At 42.9% G+C, this 19,393-nt stretch carries 18 protein-coding genes; 7 read left to right on the forward strand and 11 right to left on the reverse strand.

Features of this window, described 5'->3' with window-relative positions:
• Nucleotides 1-924 (reverse strand): ParB/RepB/Spo0J family partition protein, encoded by a 924-nt coding sequence (locus tag ACLROL_RS06200; protein ID WP_087212710.1) that lies wholly within the window; start codon nt 922-924, stop codon nt 1-3.
• Complete coding sequence (locus ACLROL_RS06205) at nt 921-1,691, reverse strand: ParA family protein (RefSeq protein ID WP_288722681.1); 771 nt, start codon at nt 1,689-1,691, stop codon at nt 921-923. The genes ACLROL_RS06200 and ACLROL_RS06205 overlap by 4 nt, the downstream gene beginning before the upstream one ends.
• A gap of 202 nt (nt 1,692-1,893) precedes the next feature.
• Between ACLROL_RS06205 and ACLROL_RS06210 the strand changes: the two genes are divergently transcribed.
• Nucleotides 1,894-2,847: an alpha/beta fold hydrolase gene (locus ACLROL_RS06210; RefSeq protein WP_288722680.1), complete on the forward strand. Its 954-nt coding sequence runs from the start codon at nt 1,894-1,896 to the stop codon at nt 2,845-2,847.
• A 68-nt stretch (nt 2,848-2,915) separates the two neighbouring features.
• On the opposite strand, the gene rsmG is transcribed toward ACLROL_RS06210, so the two are convergent.
• From rsmG to rpmH, 8 genes are all read right to left on the reverse strand, one after another.
• Nucleotides 2,916-3,629: a 16S rRNA (guanine(527)-N(7))-methyltransferase RsmG gene (rsmG, locus tag ACLROL_RS06215; protein WP_413067496.1), complete on the reverse strand. Its 714-nt coding sequence runs from the start codon at nt 3,627-3,629 to the stop codon at nt 2,916-2,918.
• 64 nt (nt 3,630-3,693) lie between these two features.
• Complete coding sequence (gene mnmG, locus ACLROL_RS06220; protein WP_413067497.1) at nt 3,694-5,589, reverse strand: tRNA uridine-5-carboxymethylaminomethyl(34) synthesis enzyme MnmG; 1,896 nt, start codon at nt 5,587-5,589, stop codon at nt 3,694-3,696.
• Nucleotides 5,555-6,925: a tRNA uridine-5-carboxymethylaminomethyl(34) synthesis GTPase MnmE gene (gene mnmE, locus ACLROL_RS06225; RefSeq protein WP_087202135.1), complete on the reverse strand. Its 1,371-nt coding sequence runs from the start codon at nt 6,923-6,925 to the stop codon at nt 5,555-5,557. The genes mnmG and mnmE overlap by 35 nt, the downstream gene beginning before the upstream one ends.
• 87 nt (nt 6,926-7,012) lie before the next feature.
• Entirely contained in the window at nt 7,013-7,786 is a 774-nt protein-coding gene (gene jag, locus ACLROL_RS06230) for an RNA-binding cell elongation regulator Jag/EloR (RefSeq protein WP_413067498.1), read from the reverse strand.
• Nucleotides 7,787-7,807: 21 nt separating this feature from the next.
• Entirely contained in the window at nt 7,808-9,097 is a 1,290-nt protein-coding gene (locus ACLROL_RS06235; RefSeq protein WP_413067499.1) for a YidC/Oxa1 family membrane protein insertase, read from the reverse strand.
• Nucleotides 9,098-9,133: 36 nt separating this feature from the next.
• A complete protein-coding gene (gene yidD / locus ACLROL_RS06240) occupies nt 9,134-9,349 on the reverse strand; it encodes a membrane protein insertion efficiency factor YidD (protein ID WP_087212691.1) in 216 nt (71 codons plus the stop codon).
• Complete coding sequence (gene rnpA / locus ACLROL_RS06245) at nt 9,350-9,721, reverse strand: ribonuclease P protein component (RefSeq protein WP_413067500.1); 372 nt, start codon at nt 9,719-9,721, stop codon at nt 9,350-9,352. It abuts the gene before it with no gap.
• A gap of 82 nt (nt 9,722-9,803) precedes the next feature.
• Nucleotides 9,804-9,938, reverse strand: a complete 135-nt coding sequence (gene rpmH / locus ACLROL_RS06250; protein ID WP_008977315.1) for a 50S ribosomal protein L34 — start codon at nt 9,936-9,938, stop codon at nt 9,804-9,806.
• A gap of 402 nt (nt 9,939-10,340) precedes the next feature.
• Between rpmH and dnaA the strand changes: the two genes are divergently transcribed.
• From dnaA to gyrA, 6 genes are all read left to right on the forward strand, one after another.
• Complete coding sequence (gene dnaA / locus ACLROL_RS06255) at nt 10,341-11,741, forward strand: chromosomal replication initiator protein DnaA (RefSeq protein WP_087202125.1); 1,401 nt, start codon at nt 10,341-10,343, stop codon at nt 11,739-11,741.
• A 180-nt stretch (nt 11,742-11,921) separates the two neighbouring features.
• Complete coding sequence (gene dnaN / locus ACLROL_RS06260; protein WP_087202123.1) at nt 11,922-13,028, forward strand: DNA polymerase III subunit beta; 1,107 nt, start codon at nt 11,922-11,924, stop codon at nt 13,026-13,028.
• Nucleotides 13,029-13,046: 18 nt separating this feature from the next.
• The gene (locus ACLROL_RS06265) at nt 13,047-13,256 is read left to right on the forward strand and encodes an RNA-binding S4 domain-containing protein (RefSeq protein WP_087202121.1); all 210 of its coding nucleotides are present in this window, start codon (nt 13,047-13,049) and stop codon (nt 13,254-13,256) included.
• Between the two features lie 14 nt (nt 13,257-13,270).
• A complete protein-coding gene (gene recF / locus ACLROL_RS06270; RefSeq protein ID WP_413067501.1) occupies nt 13,271-14,356 on the forward strand; it encodes a DNA replication/repair protein RecF in 1,086 nt (361 codons plus the stop codon).
• A gap of 13 nt (nt 14,357-14,369) precedes the next feature.
• Nucleotides 14,370-16,283, forward strand: a complete 1,914-nt coding sequence (gene gyrB, locus ACLROL_RS06275) for a DNA topoisomerase (ATP-hydrolyzing) subunit B (protein ID WP_413067502.1) — start codon at nt 14,370-14,372, stop codon at nt 16,281-16,283.
• 19 nt (nt 16,284-16,302) lie between these two features.
• The gene (gyrA, locus tag ACLROL_RS06280; protein ID WP_413067503.1) at nt 16,303-18,789 is read left to right on the forward strand and encodes a DNA gyrase subunit A; all 2,487 of its coding nucleotides are present in this window, start codon (nt 16,303-16,305) and stop codon (nt 18,787-18,789) included.
• 110 nt (nt 18,790-18,899) lie between these two features.
• Here gyrA and ACLROL_RS06285 read toward each other — a convergent pair whose 3' ends face one another.
• Nucleotides 18,900-19,283, reverse strand: a complete 384-nt coding sequence (locus tag ACLROL_RS06285) for a hypothetical protein (RefSeq protein WP_413067504.1) — start codon at nt 19,281-19,283, stop codon at nt 18,900-18,902.
• Nucleotides 19,284-19,393 lie beyond the last annotated feature (110 nt).

A 19,393-nucleotide genomic window follows, 5' to 3' on the forward strand; every position in this document is an offset into this window, starting at 1 on the left:
CTATCTGACTCCTTCTTTTATGCTCATAATCATTTCAAATAATCTTTCCAGCTCTTCATCAGAATAGTATTCTATTTCTATTTTTCCTCTTCCGTTTGCTTTTCTGTTTACACAGACTTTTGTCCCCATGATTCCCTTCATCCGTTCCTCAAGATCCCGATAAATAAAATCATTTTCCCTGGACTGTTTTTCTTTCTTTTCTTTTGGATTTTTTAATTCCTTGATAAGTTTTTCCAGTTCTCGGACACTCAGCTTTTCATCAAATACTTTGTTCGCGATAGCATACTGCTCTTCGCCGTCTTCCAGCCCGAGCAACGTTCTTGCATGTCCTGTGGAAATCATATCCTCGATGACCATCTGCTGTACTCTATCATCCAATTTCAACAGACGTATGGAATTGGTAACCGCAGTACGGCTCTTTGCCACCCTCTCGGCTATCTCATCCTGTTTCATGTGAAACTCTTTCATCAACCGCTTGTAGGCCATAGCTTCTTCAATGGGATTTAGGTTTTCTCTCTGAATATTTTCAATCAAAGCGATCTCCACAACTTCCTTGTCTGTGTACTCACGGACAATAACCGGAACCTCCTTGATCCCAGCCAGCTTAGCAGCGCGCCATCTTCTCTCCCCTGCAATAATTTCAAAATATCCATCTTTTTGCTGTACGAGAAGCGGCTGAAGCACTCCAAACTGTTTTATGGAGTCTGCCAGTTCTAGCAGAGAGTCTTCTTCAAATTTTTTTCTTGGCTGTTCCCTGTTAGGCTCTACCTTGTTGATTTTTACCATTCTTTCACCTGATGATACGGTTTCTTCTTTGTTTTCTTTTTGGGCAGCACTGTTTTTCCTGGATCCTTTATTATCCGGAATCAAACTGTCCAACCCTTTGCCGAGGCCTTTTCCTAATCCACTTCTTTTTACTGTCATTCTTCCTCTCCTTTATGAATCACTTCATCTGCCAACAACATGTAACTCTCTGCTCCTGTGGATTTCGGATCATAAAGATTGATCGGCATTCCGTAGCTTGGAGCTTCCGCCAGCCGGATATTTCTAGGAATAATTGTTTTGTAGATAGTCTGTTCCAGATTGTCTTTGACATTTTCCACCACCTGGAGGGAAAGATTAGTTCTGGCATCATACATCGTAAATACGACACCTTCCATTCTCAATTTGTCATTGAGACGATCCTGCACAAGCTCAATTGTATGAATCAGCTGACTAAGACCTTCCAGCGCATAGTACTCACACTGTATTGGAACAAGAACACTGTCCGCAGTCGTCATGGCATTGATCGTGAGCATATTCAAAGACGGTGGGCAGTCGATAATAACAAAATCATAGTTTTCTTTTATCTTATCCACTTCTCCTCTTAGGATGTACTCTTTATTTTCCACACCCATGATTTCAATCTCTGCGGCAGACAGATTAATATTCGCTGGAAGGACGTCCAGGTTTTCAAGTACGTCTTTACAAAGGACTTCTTCTATTTCTGCGGAACCGATAATAAGATCATAGACTGTTGCTTCTAGCTGATCTTTCTCCACCCCCAACCCGCTGGTCATATTTCCCTGCGGATCCATATCGATCGCCAATATTTTTTTCCCTTTTGCTGCCAGACATGCTGCCAGATTAATAGCAGTTGTTGTCTTTCCTACGCCGCCTTTCTGATTGGCAACCGCGATAATTCTATCCATTTATACCTCACCTTTCTTTCATAGGCATTATTATAACACCTTTTCTATACAGAATCTAGAAAATGTTTCATGTGAAACAAAACAAATCCTTCTATTATTATGTCTGAAAATTTATTGTTTCTTTTCTTTCCTTGGCTATGCTATTGTAGTATAATAATGATGTTAGGGTAAAACATAACAAAGAAAGTTGGCATGGTAATTTATGAAGAAAAAATTATGGACTTTAGGTATATTAGCAACTCTGTCAGCCGCAGCAATATATGTCATCAACAAACTTACATTTTATATTTCCACTATTGACAATCTGCTTCACAAAAACGGAGAAAATGAATATAACTGGAGATTTGGAAAGATACATTATGTAAAAAAAGGCACGGGAAAACCTCTTCTTCTGCTCCACGATCTGTCTCCTGTCAGTTCTTCCTGTGAGTGGGACAATGTTCTTCCGCTATTATCAAAAAATCACACTGTATACACTGTCGATCTTCTTGGATGTGGATCTTCAGAAAAACCGAATCTGACATATACAAATTTCCTCTATGTTCAGATGATTTCTGATTTTATCAAAAACATCGTAGGAGAACCTTGCGATATAATAGCATCCGGGAATTCTGCTCCTCTGGCTTTGATGGCCTGCACAGGTGAAAGAGAAATAATAGATAAAATGATTTTTGTAAATCCTCAGAATCTCCATGACCTGGCAAAAGTTCCTACAAAACGTTCAAAGTTATTATATCATTTTATTAATCTGCCGTTGATTGGCACTTTACTCTACAATATTTTATTTGCTAAAAAACGTATAGAATCTCTTTTTGAAACTGAATACTATTATAATCCTGCTCTCATCGAAGATATTACCGTAAATACTTTTTATGAAGCAGCCCACACTGAATATATGCGTTCTCGACATTTGTTTGCAAGTATGAAAGGGAATTATGTAAATGTGAATCTGGCATCTTTTCTTCCTTCCATCACAAACAGCGTGTTTATTATTCATGGCGGCGGAAATCCAATGTATGAGGCAGATGCAAAACTGTACCAAAGATTTCTTCCATCTATCGAGATTATTTCCATATCTCAGACAAAACGTCTTCCTCAGATGGAAGCCCCAAATGTCTTTGCAGAACAAGTAGAGATTCTATTGGATCCGAAATAATACGAACTTAAAAATGGAGATGTTTCACATGAAACATCTCCATTTTTATACGGGCTTTTATTTAAAAACTATTTTAACGGCTCTTTTGTCGGCATACCAGCCTTTCGCGGATATTTTTTTGCCGTCTGTTTTTTCTTTTCAGCCACAACAAAAGACCTCTTTATATCTGTATCCGGCAGGGTAAACTTTATCACACCTGAAATCGTTCCTCCCAGTATAAATACTGCCTTTTCTGACTCTTTTACTTCCTCATCTATCTCTCCGGATTTATAAGAAATAAATTTACCTCCCACTTTCACATAAGGAAGACAATATTCCGACAGAGATGCAAGATTCGCTACTGCTCTGGAAACACAAAGATCAAAACTTTCTCTGTACTCGGCTTTTTTTGCAAAATCCTCTGCTCTTCCATGTATCGTAGAAATCCCATCCAATCCCAGCTCTTTGATCACTGCATTTAAAAACTGAATTCGCTTATTGAGAGAATCCAGCAGAACAACCTCCAGTTCCGGAAATGCAATTTTCAAAGGGAGTCCCGGAAATCCAGCTCCAGTTCCAATATCAATTACCTTTTTTACCTGATTCAGATCAACGATCTTTACAATTGACAGGCTGTCCACAAAATGTTTTTCATTGACCTCATCATATTCTGTGATGCCAGTAAGATTCATTACTTTGTTCCATTCTACCAGCATCTCATAGTAACGATCAAACTGTTCATATTGTTTTTCATTTAGTTTCAATCCCAAGGCGTCAAGTTTTTTTTCAAAAAGTGTATTCATATTTCTCCCTTTTCTATACTTTATTTTTTTTACAAATCAGTGTACAAAAAACTACTTTTCCAGACTATCTAATTGATTCCAGATAAACAAGGAGTACAGATATGTCAGCAGGTGAAACTCCAGATATTCTGGACGCCTGTCCGATAGATACCGGACGCTGCTCTTTCAATTTCTGAACAGCTTCAATCCGCAGGCTTTTCACTTTGTCATAATCGATATCTTCTGGAATACGCTTTTTTTCCATCTTTTTGAACTGTTCGACTTGCCTCATCTGACGTTTAATATATCCGTCATACTTGATATTGATGTTTATCTGTTCCGATGTTTCATGTGAAACATTTGGTCTTTGCGGGTCAATAGGCGCCAGAATCTCGTAACTTAATTCCGGTCTGCGTATCAACTCTGCAATGGTAGATCCGGATGAAAGCGGAGTACTTCCATACTGTTTGAGCAAGTTTTGTACCGCTTCACTCGTTCCAACATTTACATGTTCTACTCGTTCTATCTCAGATGCAATTTGTTTTTCTTTTTCTAACAGTCTTTCATACCTTTCTTGTGGTATCAGACCAATTTCATATCCAATTTTTGTCAATCGCTGATCTGCATTATCCTGTCTCAAAAGAAGGCGATATTCCGCTCTTGACGTCATCATCCGGTAAGGCTCATGACTTTCTTTTGTGACCAGATCATCAATGAGAACCCCTATATATGCCTGAGAACGATCCAGGACAATTTGTTCTCCGCCTTTCATCTTCAACGCCGCATTGATACCCGCAATGAGCCCCTGAGCTGCCGCTTCTTCATAGCCAGAGCTTCCATTAAACTGCCCTGCGCTGTAGAGTCCTTCAATTTCCCGGAATTCCAGCGTCGGATAGAGCTGTCTTGCATCGATGCAATCATACTCGATCGCGTAAGCATTCCTCATAATTTTGGCATGTTCCAGCCCCGGGACAGAACGGTACATTTCATATTGCACATCTTCAGGAAGGGAACTTGACATCCCCCCGATATACATCTCGGTAGTCGATTCTCCCTCCGGTTCAATAAATACCTGATGCCGATCTTTGTCAGCAAATTTAACAATCTTGTCCTCGATAGACGGACAGTACCGTGGACCGGTTCCTTCGATCATTCCAGAAAACAGCGGAGAGCGATCCAGATTGTTTCTTATAATTTCATGAGTCCTCTCATTTGTGTACGTAAGCCAACACGAAACCTGCTCTCTCTGAATCGATTCCGGATCTGTAGTAAAGGAAAACGGCGTGACATATTCATCTCCTTTTTGCTCCTCCATCTTAGAAAAGTCGATGGAATTTCGATCAATTCTCGCCGGCGTTCCTGTTTTGAACCGATACATCCTGATACCAAGATTTTTTAGACAGTCTGTTAGATGTGTGGCCGCCTGCAGTCCATTCGGCCCCGTCTCCAGGCTTACCTCCCCGTAAATGCATCTCGCCTTCAAATATGTGCCTGTACAAAGTACGACCGCACGGCACCGATACACAGCTCCCGATACGGTCTGGATTCCGGTTACTTTTCCTTCTTTTGTCAAGATTTCTGTGACTTCTGTCTGTTTCATATCCAGATTTTCCTGATTTTCCAGTACCATTCTCATGGCCGTACTATAGCGCGCCTTGTCTGCCTGGGCACGCAGCGAGTGAACCGCCGGTCCTTTTGAACGGTTGAGCATTTTGGACTGAATGAAGGTCTGGTCGATAATTTTTCCCATCTCTCCTCCCAGAGCATCTACTTCCCTGACAAGGTGTCCTTTAGAAGTCCCTCCTATATTTGGATTACATGGCATCATAGCCACACTCTCCATGCTTACTGTAAATACAATGGTTCTCATCCCAAGCCTTGCACATGCGAGGGCTGCCTCACAACCCGCATGTCCGGCCCCTATGACCGCTACATCATACACATCCTTATTTTCCCATACAGAATTTGCTGAATATTTCATTGACCAGATCCTCTCCTATCGTTTCTCCTGTAATATTTCCCAGCGCCTCATATGCATCCATCAGATCGATGGTATAAAAGTCTTCCGGCATCCCTGCCTCCACACTGTCTTTTACCCTCTGCAGGCTCTCATACGCTTTTCCAAGCGCCTCCTTTTGCCTTATATTCGTAATATAAATCTCATCATTAAAGGTTATTTCTCCCTGGAAAAACATATCTTTTAATATTGTTTCCAGCTCATGAATCCCCTCTTCTTCTTTGGCCGAAATCTCTATCATCGGTTTGTCCAGATATTGTTTCAGTTCTTCCTTTGAGATCTTTGTCTCCAGATCCGACTTATTCAGAAGTACTACAGCCTTCTTCTCTCTGATCATCCGGATAATCTCAAAATCATTTTCATCCAATTCTCTGGAAGCATCCACCACAAAAATTACCAGATCCGCGTCCTGCATCTGATCTTTCGCCTTGTTTACCCCGATCTTTTCCACAATATCTTCTGTCTTTCGTATACCGGCCGTGTCAACGATATTGAGACTGATTCCATTGAGCTGGATACTTTCTTCCAGCACATCCCTTGTCGTTCCCTCTATGTCTGTCACAATTGCTCTTTCTTCCCCTACAAGAGCATTGAGAAGCGATGATTTTCCGGCATTTGGTTTTCCAATGATCACAGTCCGGATCCCTTCCTGGATCATCCTGCCGTTATCCGCATCCTTCATGAGTTTTTGGAGTGTTTTCAACAATTCGTCCAGTTTATCCACCAGTTTTTCTCCATAGCCGTCCAGGCTGATGTGCTCCGGATCGTCTAAAGCCGACTCAATGTAGGCTGTGTGATACAGTATTTCTTCCCGTATTTTTCCTATTTTTTTCTGTACCGCTCCTCGCAGCTGACTTACGGAATTCTTCAGCGCGTATTCGTTTTTGGCGTGGATGACATCGATGACGGCCTCCGCCCGGGATAAATCCATCTTCCCATTCAGAAATGCCCTCTTTGTAAATTCGCCCGGCTCGGCCGTCCTTGCACCGTTTTTGATAACTGTTTCCAGTATTTTCTTGACGACATAGACGCCGCCGTGGCAATTTATTTCTATCGTATCTTCACCTGTATAACTGTGTGGTCCTCTCATGATCATGACCAACACTTCGTCGATTGTATCTTCCCCATCCTTTATCCATCCGTAATGCACGGTGTGGGACGGCTGTTCTGATATTTTCTTCTTTCCTTTATAAATCCGGTCAATGACATCGAAAGCTTCCGGTCCGCTGATCCTCACAATTCCGATACCGGAATCTGTCATCGCCGTAGCAATGGCTGCGATTGTCTGTGTTGTTTTCATGTATCTTCCCTTTTCTTTCCCGCAAAAGAATACAAAAGGGGCAGACTTTCCCTTTTTTCGGAAAATCAACCCCTTGTTCTGCTTTGTTTACTTATTTCTGGACAGTGTTACTACAACCCTTCTATATGGTTCTTCTCCCTCGCTGTGGGTGGAGACATATTTATCTGACTGCAGTGCTGAGTGAATGATTCTTCTCTCATACGGATTCATCGGTTCCAGAGAAACAGCTTTCTTTGTACGCTTAACTTTGTATGCAACGTTTTTTGCCAGGTTTTCAAGCGTTTCCTTTCTTCTTCTCCGATAATCCTCCGTATCCAGCTTTACTCTGACATAGCCATCCTGCATCTTATTGGCCACTCTGTTTGTGAGATACTGGAGAGAATCCAGCGTCTGGCCTCTTTTTCCGATCAGGATACCCATATTTTTTCCGTTCATTTCTATGGACAGCGCACCGTCTTCATCTATGCAGGAATTGACTTTCACATCACCCATTCCCATTGCCGCCAAAACGTCATAAAGGAATTTTTCGCATGCCGCGATCGTAGCTTCTTCTACATCCGCCAGTTCCTTTGACTCCCGGCTTTCATTCTTTTTCTGTTTTTTGGCCGGCTTTTCATCCAGTTTTACCTCAGAGATTGTTTCCTGTATCTCTTCTTTCAGGTCTTCCAGAGTCTCTTCCTTTACTTCTGTTTTCTTTCTCCAGGCACGGATCACTGCCTGTTTGCTTCCTATGCCGAGGAATCCGCTGCTTCCTTTTTCAATTACATCATATTCCAGCATGTCGCTTGTGATACCAAGCTGAATCAGGGCTTCTGTAATTGCATCATCGAGTGTCTTTGCTGATACTGTAATTTCACCCATCTCAATAACCTCTTTCCTCATTTACTTCTTTTCACTATCTTTACGGTTATTTTCATTAAACTGCTTTACAAGATTTGCCTTTGAAGCAAGGCTTCCCTGCTTTGCATTTTTATTTTTTTCCTGTGCCTTTTTGAGGACTTCTTCTCTTTCCTGCTCTGTCATTGTTCTGCGCTTCGGTTCCTCGATCCTTCTCGCATTTACCTGCGCCATCTCGGAAAGTTTCTTGGCATTCGTGCCCTTCTTTTCTCTCTTCTTCGCTGCTTTTTCCTGATTCTTTTGAATCAGTTCTTCAATAGAAATCTTTTCCAGATGTTTGTTGATCACATACTGCTGAACCATACGCACGACTGCACTGGCAATCCAGTAAAGACCGATACCGGACGGGAAGGTAAACACCATAAACACAGAAAACAGCGGCATGATCTTCATCGTGGTATTCATAGAAGCAGCCATCGGATTTTCCTTGCTTTCCTTTGAGTTGGCTGTCGGCGTCGGCGTCATTTTGATACTCATATACTGGGTAATACCGGAAATCAGCGGAATGGACAGTGCCAGCACTGCCGTAGCAACGGCGCCCGCCTTGATCGAATCCATAAATATCGTGAGAGGTGTCTCGGCGATATTGATTCCAAGAAAAGAATTCAGATGCGCCAATCCTTCCTGCGTAGAATGGATCAGCGTTTCCAAATCCGGCAGCTTATCTACAAGCTTATCCCAGGTGCTTTCCTGAAACTTATAGAGAGCATCCACAATAATATTCTCTTTGCTGAAATCATATCTGGACGGATCCATCATGATCTCTCTTGATTTTCCAAGCGTCTCCATAGCTGCCTGGCCGCCGTCTGTCTCCAGAATCTTTCCTACAAGAGGCATGTACACGTCTTTGATACCAGATACATATGCCGGGATATTACGAATTACATAAAACAGACCCCAGATGATCGGAAGCTGAATGAGGAGCTGGGAACATCCTCCCATCATGGACGTCCCGTACTTCTCGTAGACCATCTTGGTCTCTTCCTGCATCTTCATCATAGATGCCTGGTCTTTTTTACCTTTGTACTTGTTCTGAATCCTCTGAAGTTCCGGACTCATAACAGAAGTCAGCCTGGAAGCTTTCTGCTGTTTGTACGTTAACGGAAGAAGCAATGTATAAATAATGATCGTGAAAATAATGATACAAAGACCGATATTTTCAATATGGAACACATTACTTAAGACATTGAAAATTCCATTCATCAAATGTCCGAGCAGCCATGAAATCTGGCCGACAATCGGAGCGGATGACTGCGTCAGTAATAATCCTTCCATTTGTTTTCCTCCATATTCGGGTATTCTCTTCTTCTTTTACGGGACTGGATCGTAACCGCCCCGGTGAAATGGATTACAGCGAAGGATTCTCCATACTGTCAAAAGTCCGCCTTTGAGCGCACCGTACTTTTGTATTGCCTCCAGTCCATACTCTGAACAGGTAGGCGTGTAGATACAGTGCTGTGTCGGAAGTTTATATTTTGAAAGATGCTTTCTGTAAAATCGAATCACTGCGATCAAAAACTTTTTCATCTAATCCTCTCCATTCTGAAGAATCTGCTGTGTTTCCTTTTCATATATGTGATGAAGCTTTCCGAGGTGGACCAGCGCACTCTCCATATCAAAATAACTCCTGCCTTTGGCAGAAGGCCGTGCAATTATCACAATATCATATCCACACCGGAAACATTCTTCGTGAAGCCGATAACTTTCTCTCAACAAACGGGTTACTCTATGCCGGACTACACTGTTCCCTACCTTTTTGCTCACGGAAATCCCCAGCCGGTTCTTCAAAAGCCCGTTTTCTCTCACATACATCACAAGATATCTGTTTGCCAAGGATTTTCCCTTCCTGTAATTCATCTGAAAATCCCTGTTCTTTTTCAATGATTCCGAAAAATTCATTGTGCTTTCTGCTCCTGATTTTTAGCTTCTCCTATCCCGAAAATTTGTTTCTGAATAGAAGAAAAGGCCACATATATGCGGCCTACGCGGATAACTGTTTTCTTCCTTTTGCTCTTCTGGCTGCAAGAACTTTTCTTCCGCCTGCTGTACTCATTCTTGCTCTGAATCCATGAACTTTTGCTCTGGAACGTTTTTTCGGCTGAAATGTCATTTTCATCGCTTTACACCTCCTTGACCTGAAACTTATATATATAAATATAAGTACGTTGTTTTCGTTCTTTAATGAAAGACACCACGTTTGATTATAGTAAAAAAGTTCCGTCACGTCAAGCAGTTCCGTCACTTTTTTTTACCTGATTTTTCGTCTACGCTCTCCCCTATGTATCCCCACTGCGGGCAAATGTTTTCAACATTTTGTGGATAATTATGTGATTTTATGTGGAAAACATGTTGGTTTCTACTAATTTTCCCCATTTTTCGACGTTTTTAGGCGGTTTTTCGATGTTCAAAACATTATCCACATTGATTTTACATTGCGTTAACAGTACTTTTGTTGTAATATATAAGGGAGTGATTCTATTTATTTTCACTTAAACTAAAGGATTAGGAGTCATCGAAAATGGACATCGTAACAGAAAAATGGAATGAAATTATTGAAAATGTGAGACTTGAGCATAGTCTTTCCGACGTTTCGTTTAAAACATGGATTCTTCCATTAAAAGTCTATGATGTAATTGAAAATACCGTCTATATCCTTGTAACTCTAGATGGGACAGGTGATTATATCGATTACATAGAGAAAAAATATCTTCTTCCTTTTAAAGTAAGCATTGCGGAAATCACGGGAACGGAATATGATGTCAAATTTATCCCTGATAACCCAAGCGAACTTGAAAAAGTGGAAGAGATCGCGAATGCTCATAAGAAAAAATCAACAAAGAAAAATGACAATATGCTCATGATCGAACGTGCAAATTTGAATCCTCGATACACGTTCGAGACTTTTGTCGTGGGCAAAAACAACAATTTCGCCCATGCTGCCTCCCTGGCAGTGGCCGAATCTCCAGGTGAAGTTTACAATCCGCTGTTCCTCTACGGAGGCGTCGGACTTGGAAAAACTCATCTGATGCACTCCATCGCCCACTTCATTTTGGAACGTGATCCAAAGAAAAAAGTATTGTACGTGACCAGCGAGGCATTTACAAACGAATTGATCGAATCTCTGAAAAGCGGAAAAACAGGGAATGAACTTCCGATGACTGCATTCCGCGAAAAATATAGAAATGTCGATGTACTCCTTATTGACGATATACAGTTTATCATAGGAAAAGAAAGTACTCAGGAAGAGTTTTTCCACACATTTAATCACCTTCATGTATCCGGAAAACAGATCATCATCTCCTCTGATAAACCGCCGAAAGACATCGAGACACTGGAAGCACGTCTTCGCACCCGGTTCGAATGGGGACTCATCGCCGACATTTCTGCACCGGACTATGAGACGAGGATGGCCATTTTAAAGAAAAAAATCGAATCTGATCAGCTTGAGCGGTACCATATCCCTGAAGATGTACTTCAGTTTATCGCTGCAAATATTAAGTCTAATATCCGGGAGCTGGAAGGTTCTCTCAATAAACTGATCGCTTTATATAAATTAAAGAACGAAGAGATCAACATTGCACTGGCCGCTGAGGCATTGAAAGATCTGATTTCACCTGATGAAAACCGAAAAATCACACCGGAATTGATCATTGATACTGTATCTGAGCATTTTGGAGTCTCCGTCACAGACTTAAAGAGTGCAAGCCGGGATGCCCGCACGACAAATGCACGGCATATCGCCATGTTCCTCTGCCGAACGATGACGGACACCCCTCTGAAGACAATCGGAAGCCTTCTTGGCGGCCGAGACCACTCGACTGTGAAACATGGTGTGGATAAAATGTCGAAAGATATGGAAAACAATGATTCACTGAAAAATACGATCAATATCATCAAGAAAAAAATCAATCCGCTTTAAGGGTTTTCCGAAAGCCCTCCTCCATAAAACCAAGCTTGTTCAACAGAGTTTTCCTTTCTGTAAAGCCTTGAAAACAGAGGGCTTCCGGCACTTATACACATATCCACAGCCCCTAAGGCGGCGAATGCGGATATCTTATATATTTTAATTCATTACGCACAGCCGAAAGGAGTTATTCACATGAAAATCATCTGCACAAAATCCAACCTTGCAAAAGGTGTGGGAATCGTATCCAAAGCAGTTCCTTCTAAAACAACAATGCCGATACTGGAATGTATCCTTATTGATGCAACAACAGATATCATCAAGCTGACTGCCAACGATATGGAACTTGGAATTGAGACAATCATCGAAGGTGAAATTTTAGATAAAGGAATGATTGCTCTTGATGCAAAGATTTTTTCTGAGATTGTAAGAAAACTTCCGGACAATGAAATCGTGATTGAAACAGGTGCCAACGATCAGACTATGATCACATGCGAAAAAGCGAAATTTAATATCTCAGGGAAATCAGGAAATGATTTTGCCTACTTACCATATATAGAAAAAGAAGAGCCAGTCAGGTTGTCACAATATACACTCAAAGAAGTGATTCGTCAGACAATTTTCTCTATCGCTGACAACGAAAGCAACAAGCTGATGACAGGTGAATTGTTTGAGATAAATGAGAATATTCTGAAAGTGGTTTCCCTGGACGGACACCGTATTTCCATCCGTAAGATTGAACTGAAAGACACTTACGGAATGAGAAAGGCTGTCGTTCCTGGAAAGACACTGATGGAGGTAAGCAAGATTTTATCAGGTGAAGTAGACAGTGAAGTACAGATCTATTTCACAGAAAATCACGTTGTGTTCGAATTTGATCAGACTGTAGTAGTATCCCGTCTCATCGAAGGTGAATATTTCCGCATCGAACAGATGCTTTCAAGTGACTATGAGACAAAGGTACGTATGAATAAGCGGGAACTTTTAAGCTGTATTGACCGTGCAACTCTCCTTGTAAAGGAAGGAGATAAAAAGCCGATCATCATTCATATCGGAGACGAATCAATGGAACTTAAGATTCAGTCACAGCTTGGATCCATGGATGAAGAGATCTTCATTACGAAAGAAGGGAAAGATCTTCTGATCGGATTCAACCCGAAGTTCCTCATTGACGCCTTAAGAGTCATCGATGACGAAGAAGTCAACCTCTATTTTATGAATGCAAAAGCTCCGTGCTTTATCAAAGATGAGAAAGAAACTTATGTTTACCTGATCCTTCCGGTAAACTTTAATGCGATTTAGAAAAGGGGAAGCAGGATTATGGAAATCATTACACTGCGCGACGAGTTTATCAAACTCGGACAGGCGCTGAAAGCGGCTGGATTCGTAGAGTCTGGCGTGGAGGCAAAAGAAGTCATATCAGACGGTCTTGTCCTTGTAAACGGTGAAGTGGACACGAGACGCGGGCGAAAACTGTATGACGGAGATATTGTGTCCTTCGAAGGACAGGAAATCAAGATCAAGAAATAGCAGACGGGTGTATCATGGTCATTCAGTCATTGAAACTAAAGAATTTTAGAAATTATGAATTGCTGGATATGGAGTTTCACCCGCAGACGAATATTCTCCATGGAGACAATGCTCAGGGGAAGACCAATATTCTGGAGGCGGTCTATCTTGCGGGGACGACGAAGTCGCACCGTGGGACCAAGGACCGGGATATGATCGCATTTGGAAAAGAGGAATCCCATATTGAAGTACAGGTGCTGAAAAATGGGGTTCCGTTCCGGATCGACCTTCACCTGAAAAAAAACAGCCCAAAAGGGATTGCTATCAACAGAATGCCGATTAAGCGGGCGAGCGAGCTGTTCGGCATTATTAATTTTGTATTTTTTTCACCTGAGGATCTTAATATCATCAAGAATGGTCCTGCCCAGAGAAGAAGGTTTATGGACCTGGAGCTGTCCCAGCTGGACCGTGTATACCTGAAAAACTTATCAGATTACAACCGGGTACTGAATCAGAGAAACCGGCTTCTGAAAGATCTTTCGTGGCAGGAAGGTGTCAGGGATACGCTTGATGTGTGGGATATGCAGCTTGTCCGATATGGGACGGAGGTCATGGAGAGAAGAAAAAAATTCATCCAAGAACTGAATGAGATCACAGGTAATATCCATGAAAAACTGACCGGAAACAGGGAACGGATGACGATGCATTACGAACCGTCTTCCGGCAGTCTGTCTCTTGAGGAGGCATTAAAGAAAAACAAAGAGCGGGATATCCGTATGAAGAGCACGTCCGTGGGACCACACCGGGATGACATCTGTTTTCAGGTGAAGGAGATGGATATCCGGACATTCGGATCCCAGGGACAGCAGCGGACTGCCGCTTTATCTTTAAAACTTGCCGAAATCGAGCTTGTCAAACAGGTGATCCATGACACGCCTGTGTTGCTTCTCGACGATGTGCTGTCTGAACTGGACAAACATCGGCAAAACTATTTATTAGACAGTATTCACGATATCCAGACTCTCATTACCTGTACTGGTGTGGAAGAGTTTGTGAATCATCGTTTTTCAATCAATAAAGTGTTCCTTGTCCGAAACGGACAGGTTACAAGCGAAAATTAGTAGGAGGATCAGTATGAGCGCAGAATATGGTGGAGATCAAATCCAGATATTGGAAGGGTTGGAAGCAGTACGCAAAAGACCGGGGATGTATATCGGGAGTACTTCTGCAAGAGGCCTTCATCACCTGGTATACGAGATCGTAGACAATGCGGTGGATGAAGCGCTGGCAGGGTACTGCGATACGATCGAAGTGACGGTCAATGCAGACAATTCCGTGACAGTCATCGACAACGGAAGAGGCATTCCAACCGGCATCAACCATAAATCCGGGCTTCCTGCCGTGGAAGTCGTATTTACGGTACTTCATGCCGGCGGGAAATTCGGAGGAGGCGGATACAAAGTGTCCGGCGGTCTCCACGGCGTAGGTGCGTCCGTCGTCAATGCTCTTTCCAACTGGCTGGTAGTAGAAGTGTGGAGAGACGGAAAAATCTATGAGCAGCGTTATGAGAGAGGAAAGGTCATGTATCCTCTTCGGGTAATCGGAGAGTGCAGCCCGGAAAAGACAGGAACAAAAGTTACTTTCATGCCGGACGACACGATTTTTGAAGAGACAGTATTCGAGTACAAGGTACTCAAACAGAGACTGAGAGAAATGGCATTCCTGACGAAAAATCTGAAGATCATTCTCAGGGATGACAGGGAAGAAAAACGCGAAGATGTGTTCCACTATGAAGGCGGGATCCGCGAATTTGTTTCCTACCTGAACCGAAGCACAGAGCCTCTCTATGAACCGATCATTTATTGCTCTGGCATGAAAGATGATGTCTACGTGGAAGTTGCCATGCAGCACAACGATTCCTACACGGAAGGTTCCTACAGTTTCGTAAATAACATTACGACGCCGGAGGGCGGGACGCATGTGGTGGGATTCCGCAATGCCCTGACCAAAACGTTCAATGCCTACGCAAAGAAAAATAAACTTATCAAAGAAAACGAGCAGAGCCTGTCAGGTGACGATATCCGTGAAGGACTGACTGCCATCATCAGCGTCAAGATTCCGGAACCGCAGTTTGAAGGACAGACAAAGCAGAAACTCGGAAACAGTGAGGCAAGAGGAGCAGTGGACAGTATCGTCAGCACCCAGCTGGAAATTTTCCTGGAACAGAATCCCTCTGTAGCGAAAGTCATCATCGAAAAATCTCTGATGGCCCAAAGAGCCAGAGAAGCGGCAAGAAAAGCGAGGGATCTTACCCGAAGAAAGTCTGCCCTTGAGACGATGTCCCTTCCTGGAAAGCTGGCAGACTGTTCTGATAAAGATCCGAAAAACTGTGAGATCTACATCGTGGAAGGTGATTCCGCCGGCGGATCCGCAAAGACGGCCAGAGACCGGGCTACCCAGGCGATCCTTCCGCTTCGTGGAAAGATCCTCAACGTGGAAAAAGCACGTCTTGACAAAATTTATGCAAACGCGGAGATCAAAGCGATGATCACAGCGTTTGGAACAGGTATCCATGAAGATTTCGATATTTCCAAACTTCGCTATCATAAAATCATTATCATGACTGATGCCGACGTGGATGGGGCCCACATCAGCACATTGCTCCTTACGTTCCTTTACCGATTTATGCCGGAACTCATCAAAGAAGGACATGTGTATTTAGCAAAACCTCCGCTCTATAAACTGGAGAAAAATAAAAAAGTATGGTACGCATACAGCGACGAAGAATTAAATAAAATCCTTCTGGAAGTAGGGCGTGACCAGAATAATAAGATCCAGCGTTACAAAGGACTCGGTGAGATGGATGCCGAGCAGTTATGGGAGACGACCATGGATCCACAGCACCGTGTGCTGATCCGTGTTACAATGGACGAAGAAGCCTCCTCTGAACTGGATCTGACATTTACCACGCTGATGGGCGACAAAGTAGAACCGCGCCGGGAATTCATAGAAGAAAATGCAAAATACGTAAAAAATCTGGACGTATAGGTGAAGGAGGAGAGAAGCAATGGAAGATAATATTTTTGACAAGGTCGAGGAAGTCGATCTTGAGAAAAAAATGAAAGATTCGTATATCAATTATGCCATGAGCGTTATCGCTTCCCGAGCTCTTCCGGATGTAAGAGACGGTCTGAAGCCGGTTCAGAGAAGGATTTTATACTCCATGATCGAACTGAACAACGGTCCGGACAAACCGCACCGTAAATGTGCACGTATCGTCGGTGATACGATGGGTAAATATCACCCGCACGGGGACAGTTCTATCTACGGAGCACTCGTAAACATGGCTCAGGAGTGGTCTACAAGATATCCTCTCGTGGACGGGCACGGAAACTTTGGATCCGTGGACGGCGACGGCGCAGCGGCAATGCGATATACCGAGGCAAGACTCAGCAAGATTTCCATGGAGCTGACAGCCGATATCAATAAAAATACGGTGGACTTTGCACCGAACTTTGACGAGACGGAGAAGGAGCCGACTGTTCTGCCGGCAAGATTCCCGAACCTGCTTGTAAACGGCACATCCGGGATCGCGGTAGGGATGGCAACCAACATTCCGCCTCACAACTTAAAAGAAGTCATCGGAGCGGTTGTAAAGATCATCGATGACCAGATTGAAGACAAAGAGACAGCCATCGAGGATATCCTCCATATCGTGAAAGGACCGGATTTCCCGACTGGCGCTACGATACTTGGGACAAGAGGGATCAACGAGGCGTACCGCACCGGGCGAGGAAAGATCGTCGTGCGTGCGGTTACCAACATTGAGACGATGGCAAACGGAAAAAGCCGAATCATCGTGACGGAACTCCCGTACATGGTAAACAAAGCACGTCTGATCGCAAAGATAGCAGATCTTGTAAAAGAAAAAAGAGTGGACGGAATCGTGGACTTAAGCGATCAGTCCAGCCGTGAAGGCATGCGTATCTGCATTGAACTTCGCAGAGATGCTAATGCCAACGTCATCCTCAATCAGCTTTACAAACATACACAGCTCCAGGATACGTTCGGTGTGATCATGTTGGCGCTTGTGAACGGAGTGCCAAAAGTACTGAATCTTCTTGATATGCTGAAATACTATTTACAGCACCAGGAAGAAGTCATCACAAGACGTACACAGTACGAACTCAACAAAGCCGAAGAACGTGCACATATCTTGGAAGGTCTCCTTATTGCCCTTGATAATATCGATGAAGTCATCCGCATTATCCGCGGATCCCAGACAGTGCAGCTTGCAAAATCCGAATTGATGGAACGGTTCGGACTGTCGGACGCGCAGGCGCAGGCCATCGTGGACATGAGACTCCGTGCATTGACCGGTCTGGAACGGGAGAAGCTGGAAAAAGAATACGAAGAGCTGATGAAACGCATTGGGGAGTTGAAAGCGATTTTGGCAGACAGACACTTGCTCCTTGGAGTCATCCGCACAGAAATCCTCGCTATCAGCGAAAAATACGGAGACGAGAGAAGGACGCAGATTGGATACGACGTCTACGACATCTCCATGGAAGACTTGATTCCAAGAGAAGATGTAGTCATTACGATGACAAGGCTTGGATACATCAAACGCATGACGACAGATACCTTTAAGAGCCAGGCAAGAGGCGGAAAAGGAATCAAAGGAATGCAGAAGCTGGATGAAGATTACGTGGAAGAACTTTTCATGACTTCCACACACCACTATATCATGTTCTTTACAAACATGGGACGTGTATACAGGCTGAAAGGCTATGAGATCCCGGAGGCAGGACGTACCGCAAGGGGAACAGCCATCATCAATCTGCTTCAGCTCCAGCCGGAAGAAAAGATCACTGCGGTCATCCCGATAAGGGAATATACAGATGGACAGTATCTGTTCATGGCGACAAAGAAAGGTCTTGTAAAGAAGACGCCGATCATGGACTACGCAAATGTAAGAAAGACCGGACTTGCGGCTATTACCTTAAGAGATGACGATGAGCTGATCGAGGTAAAGACTACAGACGATGAAAAAGATATTATTCTTGTGACAAAATACGGACAGTGTATCCGGTTCGCAGAAACAGATGTACGTCCGACAGGAAGGACATCCATGGGAGTGCGCGGCATGAATCTGGGCGACAACGATGAAGTTATCGGTATGCAGCTCAATACCCAGGGCGACTATCTTCTGATCGCTTCCGAAAAGGGAATGGGAAAACTCACAAGCATGGAAGAATTTACCCCGCAAAACCGCGGCGGAAAAGGCGTGAAATGTTACAAGATCATTGAAAAAACCGGAAATGTTGTGGGCGTCAAAGCCGTCAATGAAGACGATGAGATCATGATGATCAACACAGAAGGAATCATCATCCGCATGGAATGCGCGGGCATCTCAAAACTTGGCAGGATCACATCCGGAGTCAAACTGATCAACCTGGACGACAATGTGAGCGTCGCAAGCATTGCAAAAGTACGCAAGACAGGGGAAGAGAACACTTCCGATACAGACGAAGAAGAGACAGAAGAAAACTAAAATAAGCGAGCTTAAAAACTCCCGTAAAGAAAAAACGCTGAGGTTGTAAGTAACTACAGCGTTTTTTCTTGTCTATTTAATGAGATTACACTTTTTTTATAACTTCTTTTCTAACTTAATACACCGTTTTTGCTACAAGAAAGTTTTACTGTTTTTGTAATATTTTGTGATCCTTTTAAACGCATAGTTGCTGTTCCAATAGCAGAATTTCCAGAAGGATAACCTGATTTGGAAACTACACTCCAGTCTTTGGCAATATTAGATACAGAAGCAACAGCACTAGTACACTTAGAAGATGTACCAGTATATGTAAAAGACCCTGTAATTGTTAATTTCCATAGGAGTTTTCCAGATTTATTGTAGTAAGAAGTATGTTTTTTTCCAGTTACATTAGAACGTAGTAAAGAATAATTAGTATCTATAGTAGTAATGTAGTAATTGCCAGAGATAGTATATTCAATGTGAGAAATAGTATCAGAATTTTGAGAATCCATAGCATATGAAGTAACTTGATGCATGTTTAAACAAGAAAAAAATAATATAATAGTTAATAACTAAGACTTCCCATACTTAAAATGGGCTTTGCACCTTGAAAATTCAATAT

This window comes from Sellimonas sp., from assembly GCF_047234585.1.
GTDB classification, from domain to species: Bacteria; Bacillota; Clostridia; order Lachnospirales; family Lachnospiraceae; genus Sellimonas; species Sellimonas caecigallum.